The organism is Altererythrobacter xiamenensis, assembly GCF_900177715.1.
GTDB classification, from domain to species: Bacteria; Pseudomonadota; Alphaproteobacteria; order Sphingomonadales; family Sphingomonadaceae; genus Erythrobacter; species Erythrobacter xiamenensis.
This window is the reverse complement of record NZ_FXWG01000003.1, coordinates 169682-184625: the sequence shown is the minus strand read 5'-3', so window position 1 is coordinate 184625 and position 14944 is coordinate 169682. Positions and strand designations below refer to the sequence as shown.

Sequence of the window (14944 nt, the reverse complement as noted above, 5' to 3'; positions counted from 1 at the left end):
CATGAACGATCTCACCCCATCGGGTAAGGGATTTCTCGCGTCACCTTGTGGATCGCCTTCATCGTGTCGGCGTCCAGCTCGAGATCGGCCGCGGCGACGATCGGATCAAGCTGGTCGAAGCTCGACACGCCGACGATGGTCGAGGCGACGAAATCGTGCTGCTTCGACCAGGCGACCGCCATGGTGACGGGATCAATCCCGGCTTCCTTGGCGATGTCATGGAACCGGGCGGTGGACTCCAGCGAACGCTCATTGACGAAGCGCTTGCCCATCGCAGCCTGTCGCCCCTCCATCTCCAGATAGCGTGTGAAGCGCGCACCTTCGGGCCGGCCACCGTCATTGTACTTGCCGGACAGGACGCCGCCCGCAATCGGCGAATAGGGGATCAGGCTGACCCCTTCCTTGCGGCAGACCTGTGCCAGTTCGTCCTCGAACCGGCGGTTGTTCATGCTGAAATTGTTCTGGATGGTCTGGTAGCGCTGCACGCCCAGCTTTTCGGAAGCCGCGATCGATTTCATGAGCCCCCAACTGGTCTCATTGGAGCAGCCGGAGATGCGGATCTTGCCCTCTCGCGCCAGCTCGTCGAGCACTTCCATCGTCTCTTCGTAAGGCGTGTCGTGATCGGGCCAGTGCGTCTGGTAGAGATCGATGTAGTCGGTTTGCAGGCGCTTTAGGCTCTCTTCAACCGCGGTTCGGATGTTGCGCCGGTCGAGCGCAGTCATGCCGGAGCGTTTGGGGCTGCGAAACCAGACGTGGCTCGGCCCCGAAACCTTGGTCGCCAGAATGATCGCATCGCGCGGTTTGGTCTTCAGCCACTTGCCGACGATATCCTCTGTACGCCCGACGTATTTTGCATCGGGCGGGACAGGATAGCCTTCTGCCGTATCGTAGAAATCAATACCCGCATCGAAGCAGGCGTCGAGAACGCGGAAGGCCTCGGCCTCATCCGTCTGACTGCCGAAGGTCATCGTCCCCATGCAGATATCGGACACCACGATGGCGGATGTACCCAGACGGCGGCGTTGCATGCAAATCTCCCTGAAGGTTTTCGCCGGAGCGCTGCGCCCCCGCCCGGCAAGTTGCGGGAAAGGATATGGCGCAAACGCTTCGCCGTGCAAGCGTTTCATACCGGTTTTGAAACCAGGGTATGGTTGGGCGGTCTGGTCCGGACCTGCGCCAGCCAGCGAATCTGGGCGTAACTCCGGATTGCGAGCGCCGGGCATTGATGGCTGAAATGCCATTCATTCGCTTCATCGCCCATCAAAGGGCACTACCCCTTTTTGGCATGGGTGGGGGTATGGGCGACCGGCCAGGAATCCAATAGGTTGAAAAAACTTGCTTCTCTCTCGGGCGTGGGAGGTGGGAGGGTCCAAAGCGTCTCCGGTGACACAGCAGCACCGGGAGCACTTGGTTTATGCAAGGGAGGATTTCATGAAGACTATGATGACGGCATTTGCCGCACTGACGCTTGTCGTCGGCACCGCTGCATGCAGCGAAGGAGCCGATACGGAGGCTGCAGCAGCGAGCACTGGCACGATTTCCGGTACCTGGAAGGCCGATCCAAGTAGCGCGCAGGCAGAGAATGACGAAAGAGACTTCGTGCTCGCCAATGGTGAGTTCACCTGCAACAGCTGCCTGCCGCCCTATTCCTACACGGCCAATGGCGAATGGCAGAAGGTCGATCGCCCCGGGGCGGATGAAATCATGATGGAAGTCGTCGACGACAAGACCGTCAAGACCGCTTTCCGGTTCGAGGGACGCGACCTCGGCAACTCGACCTGGACGGTCAGCGAGGACGGCAACTCGATGGCCCAATCCTTCGTCAACCTCGACGGGGACGAAACGACCGAAGGCAATTTGACCCTCGTCCGGACCGCCGCAGGACCCGAAGGTTCGCACGCGATGTCAGGCAAGTGGACGCTTGGCGAGTATGGCGAACTAAGCGATGCAGGCCTGACATTTACCTATACGCTCGATGGGGACACGCTGTCCTCGACCTCGAACGACGGTGGCTGGTCGGCAGTGCTCGGCGGCGAACCTGTCGCGATCGAAGGAAGCGAATCGAACACGATGGTGCAGGTCGAAAGAACCGGCGACAACAGCTTCCGCGAAACCTACATTCGCGATGGCGAGACGATCGGCGTGACCGACGTAACCATCGACGGGAATACGGCCAACTTCGTCTCGGTCGATCCGCGCGACGATAGCAAGTTCACGTTCTCGGCGACGCGCCAGTAAGCTGAGCCGAATGTTTTGAAGAGCCCCGGCCTTTCCATCTGGCGAGGTCGGGGTTTTTCGCGCCTCGACTAGTAGCCACGTGCCACGGCGAAATGCGCGGCTTCGGTCATCGCCTGTCGCGCCTTGCTGCTAGGGAAGATCGAGATCGCATCGATCGCGCGCTGCGCGAAATGGCGTGCCCGCTCCCGCGTGTCGTCGACCGCATTGTGACGGCGCACGAGCTCGATCGCATGGCCGAGGTCTTCGTCCGAAGTCCTGTGCCCCTGGATCGCGGCCTTCCAGAATTTGCGCTCTTCCTCGCTTCCGCGCGCATAGGCGAGAATTACCGGGAGTGTCATTTTGCCTTCACGGAAATCGTCGCCCTGGTCCTTGCCCATCTCGGCTGCCTGGGAATCGTAGTCGATCGCATCGTCGACCAGCTGGAAGGCGACGCCGAGATTGCGCCCGTAATCCTCTAATGCGCGCTCCTGCTCCTCACCGCATTCGGCGACTACAGCGCTGATCTGGCTGGCGGCAGCGAATAGCGCAGCTGTCTTCGCGCCGATGATGTGAAGATAGCGTTCCTCGCTCGTTTCGAGTTGTCGCTGTGCGCCAAGCTGGGCAACCTCGCCCTCGGCGATGACCGCACTGGCGTGACTGAGGATCTTGAGAACTTTCAGACTTCCGTCCTCGGTCATCAGTTCGAATGCGCGGCTGAATAGGAAATCGCCGACGAGCACGGTCGCGGGATTCCCGAAGATGATGTTGGCAGCAGCCTTTCCACGGCGAAGTTCGCTGCCGTCGACGACATCGTCATGCAGCAGCGTCGCGGTGTGGATGAACTCGACAGCAGCGGCCAATTTGTGATGGCGCGTACCCTGGTAGCCGACCAGCTCGGCCCCTGCGAGGGTCAGCATGGGTCGCAAGCGTTTTCCGCCTCCCGAGATGAGATGCCCCGCCAGGCGTGGGATGAGCGGAATCTCGCTCTGCATCCTTTCGAGGATGACCGAGTTTACCGCGTTCATGCCCGAAGCGGTCAGGGCCAGCATCGGATCGAGAGTGGCCCGCTGATTGGGAAGGGGAATAACCTCAGCGCTCATGAACTGCGCATTTGGCGTTCGCATGTGCGCTTGGCAAGTTGTGATTTGCTGCTAGCCTTGCAAGTGATGTCAGACGAAACGCAACAGCCACCAGCCTCAGACCCAATTCTCGCGTCCTATCGCAAGAGCATCGACAATATCGATGCGGCGCTCATTCACATGCTGGCCGAGCGCTTCCGCATCACGCAGGCCGTGGGTCAATACAAGGCCAAGGTCACGCTCCCGCCTGCCGATCCCGATCGGGAAAAACGCCAGATCGAGCGGCTGCGCAAACTGTCTGCGGATGCGGATCTCGACCCCGAGTTCGGGGAAAAGTTCCTGCGCTTCATCATCGACGAGGTAATCCGTCATCACGAGAAGGCGCGTGGGGCGAGCGAGACGACCGATCAGGCTTAGGGTTTTCCCCTAAGGCCGCCCGACGAAATAATTCCGAAATTTCAGGCAAGGCATGGCCATGCCGCAAAACAGCTTTGCCTCCTGCGAAACGGTCAGTCTTGAAGTGCGCCGGTCGGATCGCTTGAACATGTATTGGTCCGGTGAATTGGTCTTGCGATCGGGCCGATACGATTGCCGCGTGATCGACATTTCGCACCATGGCGCGAAGCTGACGAGTGCGGCCCGTGTCAGGCCGGGCGACGATGGATTGTTCCACTGCGAAGGGCTGGACCTGCTGTTTCGCGTAGAACGGCACGAGCCCAATTTCCTCGCAATCTCCTTCATTGATGAATTGGATCAGGACATTGGCGAGGACGATGTCGAGACGGTTTCCCGTATTGCGCGAAACCAGCAGGCGTTCCGCTATCTGCTGGGTGGTCTCGTTCCGCCGCTCAGGCGGCGCGGGGAAGACTGAGCCGGACGAGCAATCCGCCCAGATCCTCGCTCTCGCCCAATTCGACGTCACCGCCATAGATGTTGGCAACGTCGCGGACGATGGCGAGGCCGAGGCCGGTTCCCGGCTTACCCGTATCGAGCCGCGCCCCGCGGGCGAAGATATCTTCCCGCTTGTTCGCCGGAATCCCCGCCCCGTCATCCTCGATCCAGATCACGCATTGTTCTGAATCCGGCTCGGCATCGATCGTGACGAACACGCTGCCCCCACCATATTTCGCAGCATTGTCGATCAGATTACCGAGGATCTCGTCGAGGTCCTGCCGCTCGATCGCGACTTGTGCATCGCGCTTTCCATCGAGATCGAACCGCGTGTTCTCGTAAATGCGTGTGACTGCGCGAAGGACCGATTCCGCACTCGGCCAGACGCTTGCCCGGGACAGCCCGGTCGCACGCCTGCCGACAGCCCTCGCACGCGCGAGGTGATGGTCGACATGGCGCTGCATGACCTTCGTCTCGCGGAACACGTGGCTGGCAAGCTTCGGGTCCTGAGCAGTCGCGGCATTGGTCAGCACGGTGAGCGGGGTCTTGAGCGCATGCGCGAGATTGCCCGCGTGGCGGCGCGCTTCTTCCGCCTGCTTTTCCGAATGTTCGAGCAGCATGTTCAATTCCTGCACGAGCGGCTGAACTTCGGTCGGTAGTGGCTCCGTGATGCGGTTATCGCCGGTGGTGCGAAGTTTCTGGATCGCTGCCCGCACACGGCGCAGCGGCGAGAGGCCATAGCGGATCTGCAGCAGCGCCATCAGGAACAGGCCCATCCCGAGCACTGCGAAACTCCAGACGAGGATCGAACGGATACGGCTAAGCTGTGCGTCGAGTTCTCCGGTTGCAGAGGCCACGGCGAAGGTCCAGCGCGTGTCGCTTCCGGGCAGGATCACGGTACGCTCGACGATCCGGAGCGGCTCGTTGCGGAACTGGTCGGAATCGTAGAAATGCGGCTCGCTGTCGAAATGATCGCCTTGCACCTCGAGCGAGCGATCCCACAGGCTGCGGCTCGGCAGGGGCTCTTCACCCGGGCCGCTGATCTGCCAATAAACGCCGCTGTTCGGTTCGAAGAAGCGCTGGTCGCCCAACTGGCTGTAGAGATAGACTTCGCCGCCCGCCTGGATTTCCGCCGAGGCGATGAGCGCGGTCTGCACATATTCGAGCTGATCGTCGAAATTGCCCTGAACGAGGTTGGTCAGCGTGCGATCGAGCGCAAGCCCGCCACCCAGCAGCAGCACCGCAATCCAGCCAGCCGCGATGAGCGCCATGCGGCGCGCAAGGCTGCCCTGCGTGCGGATCGCCTCGATACTCTCCTCGGCTTCGCTTGGCGATACGGGTTCAGACGCGGCGCTTTCACTTGAAGCAACGCCAGCGCTGGCGACATCGCCGTCGGCGCTATCCTCAGTTGGCGCGAGGGGCGTCTTCGGGGTCGTCGAGGCTGTATCCAAGTCCACGGATCGTCGTAATCACTTCGGCGCCGAGCTTCTTGCGGATGCGCGTGACGAAAACCTCGATCGTGTTCGAATCACGGTCGAAATCCTGGTCGTAGATATGCTCGATCAGTTCGGTACGGCTGACCACCTTGCCCTTGTGGTGCATGAGGTAGCTCAGCAGCTTGTATTCCTGCGCGGTCAGCTTGACCGGCTCGCCTTCCAGCGTGACGCGGCCCGAGCGCGTGTCGAGACGCACCCTGCCAGCCGTCAGTTCGGCCGAAGTATTGCCCGAAGCGCGGCGAATGAGCGCGCGCAGGCGGGCGATCAGCTCTTCGGTCTGGAAGGGCTTGGCAAGGTAGTCGTCGGCGCCTGCATCGAGGCCGGCAACCTTATCCGACCAGCTGTCGCGCGCGGTCAGGACGAGAACCGGAAAGTCTCGCCCTTCCTTGCGCCACATGCCAAGCACGGTGAGGCCGTCGATCTCCGGCAGACCGAGGTCGAGAATGACAGCGTCGTAATCCTCGGTGCTACCAAGGAAGTGACCGTCTTCACCATCGGTGGACAGGTCGACTGCATAGCCGTTTTGCTCAAGCGTCGTCTTGAGCTGTTGTCCCAGCGTCGGTTCGTCTTCGACGATCAGGATGCGCATATAGTCCCCGTTTCCTCGTATTGTCGGCGAAACTGGCCGCCTAGTTGGGCTTTTGCGGGAAATGCGTCAAGCAAGGCGCGGGTTCCATCACCATAGCATGCAGTAAACATCGCAAGGCGCCGTCAGCGCGAGCGGTTGATGATGCGGCCCGTCCTTGCGTCGACGTCGACATAGGTCACGCGGCCATCCCGAATGAACTTGAGCCGATAAGCGCGCGCGGTGGAGTCGTAGGCAGGGCCGAGATATTCGCTGCCGCGCATGCGGGGAAGGATCCGGCGTTCGATCTCGCGCAGGGAAAGCTGGTTGCCCGCCTTCATTTCCTTGCGCGCCTCTCCCTGTTCATCGCCGCGCCCCAGCGCATCGGCAGGGGTCGCGACAAGCCCGGTAAGGACCAGCGCGGCGGGCGCGAAAAGAGAGAAAATCCGGTTCATGATGATCTTGTGCCTAAGCGACGGGCATTGAACAAGGTGTGAATACGGCTCGTGCCCGGCGTTCAGACTGATTGACGAAATGTCATCAATCGCCAGCGGTCATCTCGTATTTCACCGTAAGGTTAACCCCCGAGGAGATCATTCCCGGCTGCACCGGAGCGGATTCCTGTGCCGCATCCATCGATACGGTTCGCATCACTGGCGGCACCGGTCCGCTTCCGGTGATGGATTCGCTCACTTCGAGGAGGCGGATCGCGCCGTAGCCTGCCATGCGCGCGTAGGAGAGCGCCTGCGCCCTGGCGCGCGCCATCGCCTTGGTGCGCGCTTCTTCCTTGGCTGCGGTGTCGTCATCGGCCGAGAAGCTCGGTCCGCCGAGGTCGGTCGCACCGGCCTCGACCAGGGCATCCAGCACCGCGCCGGTACGGTCGATGTCGCGCAGCTTCACGCTGACGCGGTTCGATACCTGGTAGCCGCGGAACACCTGCTGCTGGCTGTTGCGGTCATAGTCATAGCGCGCATTGAGATTGATGCCGGTCGTCTGAATGTCCTTTTCCGCCACGCCCAGCGATTTGATACGCTCGATCACACGCCGCATCTCTGTGGCGTTTTGACGCATGGCTTCCACCGCAGTCGGCGCTTCGCTCGTCACGCCTGCGCTGATCGTGGCGATGTCGGGCTCGATATCGATGCTTTCCTGCACATTGAGCTCGACCACCGGACCGCTGGAGGCAATCTGAACTTGCGCGGCAGCCAGGGGAGCGGATGCTGCTGCGGCGGCGCCTGCCATAGCGATCGCGGGTACAAACGAATGCTTCATCGATATTCTCCTTTGCCAGCCATGCTGCGCGGTGCGTCATTTAGCGCATGTGAATGCGCTAGTTTGCAACCTCATTCTAGCGCGCTAGAGCGGCTTCACTTGAGGGGATCAACATGCTCAGAATGCTTATTGCCGCCGCCCTGTTCCTCGGTGCGGCCCCAGCCCTTGCCCAGCAAGACGGCAGCCAGCCGCAAATGGAACGGGTGCCCGACCGGCCCGCCGGTGAAGGGCAAGGCCCTTTCGGCACCTTGCTGATCAAGAATGCCACGATGATCGATGGCACCGGCGCCCCGCCGGAGGGGCCGGTGAGCATTCTGATCGAGGGCAACCGGATCGCGCGCATCATCCGCGGTGGTGGTGAAGTCGCGGCGGACCGCGTGATCGATGCGAGCGGCATGCATGTGCTGCCCGGCTTCGTCGATGTGCACGGGCACAACGGCGATCCCTCTAAAGCTCCGCAGCCATCTTACGGCTTCAAGCTCTGGCTCGCGCATGGCGTGACCAGCGTACGGGGTGTCGGCTTCGGTGGCGGTGCCGATGATCCCTCGCTCGACCAGAGGGCGCGCAGCGCGGCCAATACGATCACCGCGCCGCGCCTGTTCGCCTATGCCGTGCCGGGCGACGTCTGGCCAAATGGTGCGGTGCGCACGCCTGAGCAGGGCCGCGCATGGGTCCGCTGGATCAAGCAGCGCGGCTATGACGGGATAAAGTTCTTCAACATGGAAGATCCCGCGACCTTCGCCGCGATCAATGACGAGGCGGAGAAACTGGGCCTCGGCACGGTGGCGCATCTCGGCCAGCGCGGCGTTGCGCAGGTGAATGGGCGCACAGCGGTCGAGCTGGGCCTCGACGGCGTGACGCACTTCTACGGCCATATGGAGAGCCTGCTCGCCGACGGTTCGACCCCGCATTATCCCGCCGACTACAACTATCTCGACGAGCAATCGCGCTTCGCCTGGGTCGCGCGGCTGGAAGATCAAGCAGTCGAGCCCGGCAGCGAGAAATGGGACGAGTATGTCGACTTTCTCGTCGATAGCGGGGTCACGCTCAGTCCGACATTCAACATCTATGCGGCCAGCCGCGATGTCAGCGCGGCGCGCAACCGCGAATGGCACGATGCCTATACCCTGCCCTCGCTGATGGATTTCTACGCACCCAGCCTGACCAATCACGGCAGCTATTATCATGACTGGACGAGCGAGGACGAAGCCGCGTGGAAGCGCTTCTATGCCAAGTGGTTCGCCCTCACCCGCGATTTTCAGGACAAGGGCGGCCGTGTCACGGCAGGCTCCGACCCCGGCTACATCTACCAGACCTGGGGCTTCGCCTATATCTCCGAGCTGGAAATGCTGCGCGAAGCGGGGCTTTCGCCGATGGAGGTAATTCAGGCAGCAACGATCAATGGCGCGCGCGAGATCTACGATCCCAAGGGTAGCGAACCGCCCTTCGGCTCGATCAAGGAAGGCAAGCTCGCCGACCTCGTGATTGTACCCGGCAATCCGCTGGCGAACCTCAAGGTGCTTTACGGCACCGGCCATGTACGCCTCAATCGCGAGAGCAATACGCTGGAGACGCAAGGCGGGGTGCGCTGGACGATCAAGGACGGCGTAGTTTACGATGCGCGCGCTCTGCTCGCCGATGTCGCTGAGATGGTCGAAGCGCAGAAAGCGGCGCGCTGATAGCGATCATGGCTTGCGACCAGGGGCACGTGCGCCTACCTGCGCCCGGCTATGGCGCAACCTCCGATCCTCTCCTGGGAAGGCCTTGGCCTGCAGCAAGGCGGGCGCTGGCTGCTGGGCGGCCCTGACCGCGAGAACATCGATCTGCATATCGGCCCGCGCGACCGGCTGGCGCTGATCGGGCGCAATGGCGCGGGCAAGACGACGCTGCTCAAGCTGATCGATAACCGGATCGAGGCCGATCAGGGCATTCGCAAGATCAAGCCGAACACGCGCATCGTATTCCTCGAGCAGGAGCCCGATTTCTCCGGCCATGCGACGCTGATGGATTTCGCGCTGGGAGGCGATCATGCCCCTGCCCCGCATGAAGTCGAAGCGATCGCAGGCCAGCTCGGCATCGACATGACGACCGATGCCTCGACCGCGAGCGGCGGCGAGAAACGCCGCGCTGCCATTGCCCGGGCACTGGCGCAGGAGCCCGACCTCTTGCTGCTCGATGAGCCGACCAACCATCTCGATCTCGGCGCGATCGACTGGCTGGAAGACTGGCTCAACCGCTACAAGGGCGCCTTCATCACCATCAGCCACGACCGGACTTTCCTGAAGCGACTGACCCGCGCGACGCTGTGGCTCGACCGCGGGATTATCCGCCGCAAGGAAGTCGGCTTCGGCGGATACGAGGCCTGGGAAGAACAGGTCTATGCCGAGGAAGCGCGCGCCGCCGAAAAGCTCGACGCGAAACTGAAGATCGAGGCCCACTGGCTGGAGCGCGGCGTCACCGCTCGGCGCAAGCGCAACCAGGGCAGGCTCGAGAAGCTGCACCAGATGCGCGCCGCCCGTGCTGCGATGATATCGACCGCCGGCAGCGCCAAGCTCAAGCTCGCCAATGACGAAGAGTTCAAGTCGAAGTCAGTAATTGTCGCGGAGAAAGTCGGCAAAAGTTATGATGACCGCGCGATCATCAAGGATTTCTCGCTCCGCATCCAGCGCGGCGACCGGATCGGCCTCGTCGGAGCCAATGGCGCGGGCAAAACCACGCTGCTCAAACTGCTGACCGGCGAGATCGAGCCCGACACTGGCACGGTGACGATCTCCCAAAAGCTATCGGGCATCATGATCGATCAGCAGCGCCAGATGCTGGGCGCGGACAAGACCGTGCGCGACGTGCTGGCCGAAGGCGGTGACTGGATCGATGTACAGGGTCAGCGCAAGCACGTGCAGGGCTACCTCAAGGAGTTCCTGTTCGATCCCAAGATCGTCGACACCAAGGTCGGCACGCTGTCAGGCGGCGAACGTTCGCGCCTGCTGCTGGCGCGTGAATTCGCGCGCACCGCAAACCTGCTGGTGTTGGACGAGCCGACCAACGATCTCGACCTCGAAACGCTCGACCTGCTGCAGGAAGTCATCGCCGATTTCGACGGCACGGTGCTGATCGTCAGCCACGACCGCGACTTCCTCGACCGGACAGTCACGATCACGCTCGGCCTCGATGGATCGGGCAAAGTCGACATCGTTGCTGGCGGTTACGAGGACTGGGAAGCGAAACGCCGCACGCCCGCGCCGAAGAAGGAAAAGGCGGACAAGTCTTCTGCCGAGCCTTCAGCGCCCCCACCCCCCGCTCCCAAGTCCGCCAAGCTGTCCTACAAGGATCAGCGCGATTACGAGCAACTGCCCGCTCGGATCGAGGAGCTCGAAGCCGCCATCGCGCGCGGCGAAAAACTGCTGGCGGACCCTGATCTCTACACCAGCGACCCGCAGAAGTTCGCCAATATCACCAAGGGGCTGGAAAACGCCCGCTCTGAAAAGGACGAGGCCGAGGAACGCTGGCTGATGCTTGCCGAACAGGTCGAGGGGTGAGCGAAGACCTTCTCCGACAGATCAGTGCCTGCAGGATTTGCGCAGACCACCTCCCCCACGGCCCGCGCCCGGTCGTAAGCTTTTCAGCCACCAGCCGCATCCTGATCATCGGGCAGGCGCCGGGATCGAAGGTCCATGCGAGCGGCATTCCGTGGGACGATGACAGCGGAGACCGGCTGCGCGACTGGACCGGTCTCAACAAGGAACAGATGTATGATCCTGCTCAGGTCGCCCTCGTCCCGATGGGCTTCTGCTATCCGGGCAAGGCGTCGGGCGGGGACATGCCACCGCGCAAGGAGTGTGCGCCAGCCTGGCATGACCGCGTCCTCGAAACCCTGCCCGCAGACCGGCTGACGCTGCTCGTCGGTGCCTATGCGCAGGCGCATTACCTGCCGGAGACGCGCAAGCTTTCCATGACCGAGCGCGTGCGCCGCTGGCACGAGTTCGCGCCCGTCATCCCCCTGCCCCACCCGGCATGGCGCAGTCGCATCTGGATGGGAAAGAACCCCTGGTTCGAGGCCGAGGTTCTGCCCGAACTACGCGCCGCTGTGGCTCAAGCGATCCGGTAGAAATCCGCCACCCGGTCGAGCGCCAACTTGAGCACCAGCTTGCCGCTCCTCGCCGGCCAGCCGAGCGATTTTTCCGCATCGGACAGGCTTTCGCAGGCGCAGACGACGCGCCACAGCACGTCCCTCAGCCCCTTGCCCGCCTGATCGAGCGCAGCGTGGAAGCGCTCCTTCGCGGCGATCTGCCGCTCGCTTGCGGAGAGTCCAAGGTCGCCGGTTGATTTCACCCGCACCGGATCCCAGCGCATCGTGACATTCGCCCCCAATTGCGCGCGCTCGTAATCCATCCGCAAACGCTCGCCTGCATCGAACAGCCGGTCATCGATATGGCCGCGCGCATGCAGCCAGCTGAGCGGCGATTCCGCGATATTGATCGTCACCGTGCGGCGCTTGCCCCGGGCGCTCGATCCGCGGCGCGGCCCCTCTTCGGTGAGTTCGCGTTCGACCAGTTTGCGCTGCATTGGCTGTCCTCCTGTGCATGAATCGTCCCAGCCACTTGCAAGCGCTGCATGGCTGTAGGAAAGAAAAATAACCAATTGGGTTAGAGGAGCTCGGCGATGATCAACCGCATCCGCGATATTCGCAAGGAAAAGGGCTGGACGCTGGCAGAGCTTGCCGACGCCTGCACTCCCCCGACCACCGCACAGACGATCGGCCGGCTCGAAACCGGCATGCGAAACCTCTCCATCAAGTGGATGGACCGCATCGCCGCTGCGCTCGAGGTCGATCCGGAAATGCTGGTTCGCTCCGAAAAAAGCGAAGCGCCCATGGTCGTCGCGCGGCTCCGCAATGCCGGCCCCGAAGCGCTCGACAGCCCCCGCGAGGCGATCATGCCCGCCGACATCGCCGGCGAAGGATCGCTTACCGTGCTGACGGTCGAGGAAAGCGTGGGCGAGTTCCGGCCCGGCGACATGCTCTACCTGCGCCAGATCGCGCCCGAGGACGCGCCCCATGCCATCAACCGCGATGTGCTGGTCCCGCGGGCTGGCGGGCGGTTCTATTTCGGGCGGCTGATCGACCGGCAGGGCGATTTCGTCGGCATCCTCCCGCCCGGCAGCGGTCAGAAACAGCAGGTGGTCGAAAGCCCCGCATGGATTGCAGTGGCGGAAATGCTGGTGCGACGGCTTTGAAGCACGTCCTTTCGCTTTCGACGCTTTATCCGAACGAGGCGAATCCGCGCTTCGGTACCTTCGTTGCGCGTTCACTGGAGGCGCTGGCGGTGCGAGGCGACTGGAAGGTGACGGTCGTCAATCCGATCGGTATCCCGCCGCTTGCGCTCGGCCGGTATCGCCCGCTTGCGAAACTGCCGCCGGTCGCCGAGGAACACGGCCTCACGGTCCATCGTCCTCGCTTCACCTTGGTGCCCAAGCTGGGCGCGCGCATGAACGCGGGCGCAATTGCGAAAGCCGCGCTGCCCCTCATCCGCGAGATTCACGAGCGTGAGCCGATCGACCTGCTCGACGCGCAGTTCTTCTACCCCGATGGCCCAGCTATCGCGGCCATTGCCGACGAGTTGGGCATCCCGTTCTCGATCAAGGCGCGCGGCGCGGACATCGTGTTCTGGGGCGCGAAGGACTTCGCCCGCGAACAGATGCTCGACGCAGCCCAGCGTGCAAGCGGGCTGCTTGCCGTTTCAGAGGACCTTGCCCGGCAGATGGGCAAGCTTGGCATCCCGCGCGAGAAAATCACGATCCACTATACAGGGCTCGACCGCGACCGTTTCCGCCCCCTCGATCACACCGGCCTCCGCAAACAGCTTGGCCGGGAATTGGGCTTCGTCATGCCGGACAGCGCCCCCCTCCTCGCCACGGTGGGCGCGCTGATCGAGCGCAAGGGTCAGGATCTGGCAATAGGCGCCCTCGCCAGCCTGCAGGAAGCCCGCCTGATCCTCGTCGGCAAAGGTCAGGACGAGGCGCATCTCAGGCGGCTGGCCGAGGATATCGGCGTCGCGGACCGCGTCTATTTCGCCGGCTCGATCGACCATGACTTGCTGCCGGTGATTCTCTCGGCAGCCGATGTCATGGTCCTGCCGACGCGCAGCGAAGGCCTGGCCAACGCATGGGTCGAAGCGCTCGCCTGCGGGACGCCGGTGGTGACTTGCGACGTCGGCGGCGCGCGCGAACTGATCCGTGACAAGAGCGCAGGGCGACTGGTGCCGAGGGACATTGATCCTGTCGTAAAGGCAGTCCGCGCAATACTCGCGGACAAGCCCTCGCCCGCCGAAGTCGCAGCCAATGTGGAGCGATTCAGCTGGGCGAACAACGCAGCCGAACTGGCCGAGCATTTCGAGAAGCTGGCGGGGCCGGACGCCTAGCCCGACCCCCATGCCATCAGGCTTCGCCGCGTGCGATTTTTTCCTGCTTCTCTGTTACCGATTCATCCGGAACGAAACTGTCGGACGTGACGCCCATCCAGACCAGCAGCGGGGCGGCCATGTAGACCGAGCTGTACGTACCGACGAAAATACCGAGCGTAATCGCCGCGGTAAGGCCGAACAGGCTGGCAGGGCCGAACAACAGCAGCGGGATAAGCGCAACCAGCAGCGTCAGTGAGGTCATCACCGTCCGCGCCAGCGTTTCGTTGACCGACAGATCGAGCAATTCGGGCAGCGGCATCTTGCGGAAACGCTTCAGGTTCTCGCGAATGCGGTCATAGACGACGATCGTATCGTTCAGCGAATAGCCGATGATAGCCAGAATAGCGGCGATGATCTGAAGACTGAACTCGAGCTGGAACAACGCGAACATGCCCAATGTCAGCGACACATCGTGGAATAGCGCGAATAGGCCACCGACGCCGAATTGCCATTCGAACCTGATCCAGATGTAGATAGCGACCGCGAACATCGCGGCGATCAGCGCCAGCACCGCATCATTGCGGAATTCCCCCGCTACCTTGCCCGAAACGGTATCGTTGCCGTCCCTGCGTACGCCGGGATATTCGCTCTCAATGGTCGAAATGACCCGGTTGCCGATCTCGGTCGCAGCGCCCGGAGTGGCTTCCGCCTCTTCAGGCAAGCGCACTCGGATCGAAACCTGGTTGGGTTCGCCGAATTCCTGCACGACCGGCGTGCCGTAGCCCAACCCGCTCACGATCTCGCGCAGTTGCGGGATCGGCGCTTCTTCGCGCTGTTCGAAGGTGAGCCGCACTTCCTGGCCACCCGCGAAGTCGACGCCGTAGTTGATGCCCTTGGTCATCACCAAAGCCCAGCTGCCAACGATCAGCAGAATACTGACGATGAAAAACGGCATGCGCCATTTGAGGAACTTGATGTTCGTATCGTCGGGGACGAGTTTCAGAAGTCGCATTGGTCTCGCCTCCT

At 62.4% G+C, this 14944-nt stretch carries 16 protein-coding genes; 8 read left to right on the top strand and 8 right to left on the bottom strand.

Annotated features, from left to right (window positions below):
* Nucleotides 1–11: 11 nt before the first annotated feature.
* The gene (locus CCE89_RS11435) at nucleotides 12–1028 is read right to left on the bottom strand and encodes an aldo/keto reductase (RefSeq protein ID WP_086438217.1); all 1017 of its coding nucleotides are present in this window, start codon (nucleotides 1026–1028) and stop codon (nucleotides 12–14) included.
* A 403-nt stretch (nucleotides 1029–1431) separates the two neighbouring features.
* Here CCE89_RS11435 and CCE89_RS11430 point away from each other — a divergent pair, with 403 nt between their 5' ends.
* On the top strand, nucleotides 1432–2238 hold the full coding sequence (locus tag CCE89_RS11430) for a hypothetical protein (protein ID WP_143256032.1): 807 nt from the start codon (nucleotides 1432–1434) through the stop codon (nucleotides 2236–2238).
* Between the two features lie 68 nt (nucleotides 2239–2306).
* Here the strand turns inward: CCE89_RS11430 and CCE89_RS11425 are convergent, their stop codons facing one another.
* Entirely contained in the window at nucleotides 2307–3317 is a 1011-nt protein-coding gene (locus CCE89_RS11425) for a polyprenyl synthetase family protein (protein ID WP_086438787.1), read from the bottom strand.
* 66 nt (nucleotides 3318–3383) lie between these two features.
* Between CCE89_RS11425 and CCE89_RS11420 the strand changes: the two genes are divergently transcribed.
* Both CCE89_RS11420 and CCE89_RS11415 read left to right on the top strand, forming a co-directional pair.
* On the top strand, nucleotides 3384–3713 hold the full coding sequence (locus CCE89_RS11420) for a chorismate mutase (RefSeq protein WP_086438215.1): 330 nt from the start codon (nucleotides 3384–3386) through the stop codon (nucleotides 3711–3713).
* A gap of 52 nt (nucleotides 3714–3765) precedes the next feature.
* The gene (locus CCE89_RS11415; protein WP_086438214.1) at nucleotides 3766–4167 is read left to right on the top strand and encodes a PilZ domain-containing protein; all 402 of its coding nucleotides are present in this window, start codon (nucleotides 3766–3768) and stop codon (nucleotides 4165–4167) included.
* Here the strand turns inward: CCE89_RS11415 and CCE89_RS11410 are convergent.
* From CCE89_RS11410 to CCE89_RS11395, 4 genes are all read right to left on the bottom strand, one after another.
* On the bottom strand, nucleotides 4145–5458 hold the full coding sequence (locus CCE89_RS11410) for a sensor histidine kinase (RefSeq protein WP_086438786.1): 1314 nt from the start codon (nucleotides 5456–5458) through the stop codon (nucleotides 4145–4147). The two genes, CCE89_RS11415 and CCE89_RS11410, sit on opposite strands and share 23 nt — an antisense overlap.
* A 133-nt stretch (nucleotides 5459–5591) precedes the next feature.
* Nucleotides 5592–6272 (bottom strand): response regulator transcription factor, encoded by a 681-nt coding sequence (locus CCE89_RS11405; RefSeq protein ID WP_086438213.1) that lies wholly within the window; start codon nucleotides 6270–6272, stop codon nucleotides 5592–5594.
* Nucleotides 6273–6394: 122 nt separating this feature from the next.
* Nucleotides 6395–6703 carry a PepSY domain-containing protein gene (locus CCE89_RS11400; protein ID WP_086438212.1) on the bottom strand — a complete coding sequence of 103 codons (309 nt, stop codon included), beginning with the start codon at nucleotides 6701–6703 and terminating at the stop codon, nucleotides 6395–6397.
* An 85-nt stretch (nucleotides 6704–6788) separates the two neighbouring features.
* The gene (locus tag CCE89_RS11395) at nucleotides 6789–7520 is read right to left on the bottom strand and encodes an SIMPL domain-containing protein (protein WP_086438211.1); all 732 of its coding nucleotides are present in this window, start codon (nucleotides 7518–7520) and stop codon (nucleotides 6789–6791) included.
* 113 nt (nucleotides 7521–7633) lie between these two features.
* Between CCE89_RS11395 and CCE89_RS11390 the strand changes: the two genes are divergently transcribed.
* Genes CCE89_RS11390 through CCE89_RS11380 form a run of 3 tightly spaced genes read left to right on the top strand, consistent with a single transcriptional unit; the run spans nucleotide 7634 to nucleotide 11625 of the window.
* Nucleotides 7634–9199: an amidohydrolase family protein gene (locus CCE89_RS11390; RefSeq protein WP_200810340.1), complete on the top strand. Its 1566-nt coding sequence runs from the start codon at nucleotides 7634–7636 to the stop codon at nucleotides 9197–9199.
* A 51-nt stretch (nucleotides 9200–9250) separates the two neighbouring features.
* Nucleotides 9251–11056 (top strand): ABC-F family ATP-binding cassette domain-containing protein, encoded by a 1806-nt coding sequence (locus tag CCE89_RS11385; protein ID WP_086438209.1) that lies wholly within the window; start codon nucleotides 9251–9253, stop codon nucleotides 11054–11056.
* Nucleotides 11053–11625: a uracil-DNA glycosylase family protein gene (locus CCE89_RS11380; RefSeq protein ID WP_086438208.1), complete on the top strand. Its 573-nt coding sequence runs from the start codon at nucleotides 11053–11055 to the stop codon at nucleotides 11623–11625. Before CCE89_RS11385 ends, CCE89_RS11380 begins: the two co-directional genes overlap by 4 nt.
* Here the strand turns inward: CCE89_RS11380 and CCE89_RS11375 are convergent.
* Nucleotides 11610–12083: a DUF6456 domain-containing protein gene (locus tag CCE89_RS11375; RefSeq protein WP_086438207.1), complete on the bottom strand. Its 474-nt coding sequence runs from the start codon at nucleotides 12081–12083 to the stop codon at nucleotides 11610–11612. The genes CCE89_RS11380 and CCE89_RS11375 overlap by 16 nt on opposite strands.
* A 96-nt stretch (nucleotides 12084–12179) precedes the next feature.
* Between CCE89_RS11375 and CCE89_RS11370 the strand changes: the two genes are divergently transcribed.
* Entirely contained in the window at nucleotides 12180–12752 is a 573-nt protein-coding gene (locus CCE89_RS11370; protein WP_086438206.1) for a helix-turn-helix domain-containing protein, read from the top strand.
* The gene (locus tag CCE89_RS11365) at nucleotides 12749–13936 is read left to right on the top strand and encodes a glycosyltransferase (RefSeq protein ID WP_086438205.1); all 1188 of its coding nucleotides are present in this window, start codon (nucleotides 12749–12751) and stop codon (nucleotides 13934–13936) included. The genes CCE89_RS11370 and CCE89_RS11365 overlap by 4 nt, the downstream gene beginning before the upstream one ends.
* Nucleotides 13937–13952: 16 nt before the next feature.
* Here the strand turns inward: CCE89_RS11365 and secF are convergent, their stop codons facing one another.
* Nucleotides 13953–14930, bottom strand: coding sequence for a protein translocase subunit SecF (secF, locus tag CCE89_RS11360; RefSeq protein ID WP_086438204.1), 978 nt, complete (start codon nucleotides 14928–14930; stop codon nucleotides 13953–13955).
* Between the last annotated feature and the right edge of the window lie 14 nt (nucleotides 14931–14944).

What these genes read in the sequence shown, in the direction of transcription:
- CCE89_RS11430 (WP_143256032.1), top strand. Translation starts at nt 1,432, where the DNA reads ATGAAGACTATGATGACGGCATTTGCCGCACTGACGCTTGTCGTCGGC.
- CCE89_RS11420 (WP_086438215.1), top strand. Translation starts at nt 3,384, where the DNA reads ATGTCAGACGAAACGCAACAGCCACCAGCCTCAGACCCAATTCTCGCG.
- CCE89_RS11390 (WP_200810340.1), top strand. Translation starts at nt 7,634, where the DNA reads ATGCTCAGAATGCTTATTGCCGCCGCCCTGTTCCTCGGTGCGGCCCCA.
- CCE89_RS11405 (WP_086438213.1), bottom strand. Translation starts at nt 6,272, where the DNA reads ATGCGCATCCTGATCGTCGAAGACGAACCGACGCTGGGACAACAGCTC.
- CCE89_RS11375 (WP_086438207.1), bottom strand. Translation starts at nt 12,083, where the DNA reads ATGCAGCGCAAACTGGTCGAACGCGAACTCACCGAAGAGGGGCCGCGC.
- CCE89_RS11415 (WP_086438214.1), top strand. Translation starts at nt 3,766, where the DNA reads ATGGCCATGCCGCAAAACAGCTTTGCCTCCTGCGAAACGGTCAGTCTT.
- CCE89_RS11425 (WP_086438787.1), bottom strand. Translation starts at nt 3,317, where the DNA reads ATGAGCGCTGAGGTTATTCCCCTTCCCAATCAGCGGGCCACTCTCGAT.
- CCE89_RS11370 (WP_086438206.1), top strand. Translation starts at nt 12,180, where the DNA reads ATGATCAACCGCATCCGCGATATTCGCAAGGAAAAGGGCTGGACGCTG.
- CCE89_RS11395 (WP_086438211.1), bottom strand. Translation starts at nt 7,520, where the DNA reads ATGAAGCATTCGTTTGTACCCGCGATCGCTATGGCAGGCGCCGCCGCA.
- secF (WP_086438204.1), bottom strand. Translation starts at nt 14,930, where the DNA reads ATGCGACTTCTGAAACTCGTCCCCGACGATACGAACATCAAGTTCCTC.
- CCE89_RS11385 (WP_086438209.1), top strand. Translation starts at nt 9,251, where the DNA reads ATGGCGCAACCTCCGATCCTCTCCTGGGAAGGCCTTGGCCTGCAGCAA.
- CCE89_RS11435 (WP_086438217.1), bottom strand. Translation starts at nt 1,028, where the DNA reads ATGCAACGCCGCCGTCTGGGTACATCCGCCATCGTGGTGTCCGATATC.
- CCE89_RS11400 (WP_086438212.1), bottom strand. Translation starts at nt 6,703, where the DNA reads ATGAACCGGATTTTCTCTCTTTTCGCGCCCGCCGCGCTGGTCCTTACC.
- CCE89_RS11410 (WP_086438786.1), bottom strand. Translation starts at nt 5,458, where the DNA reads ATGGCGCTCATCGCGGCTGGCTGGATTGCGGTGCTGCTGCTGGGTGGC.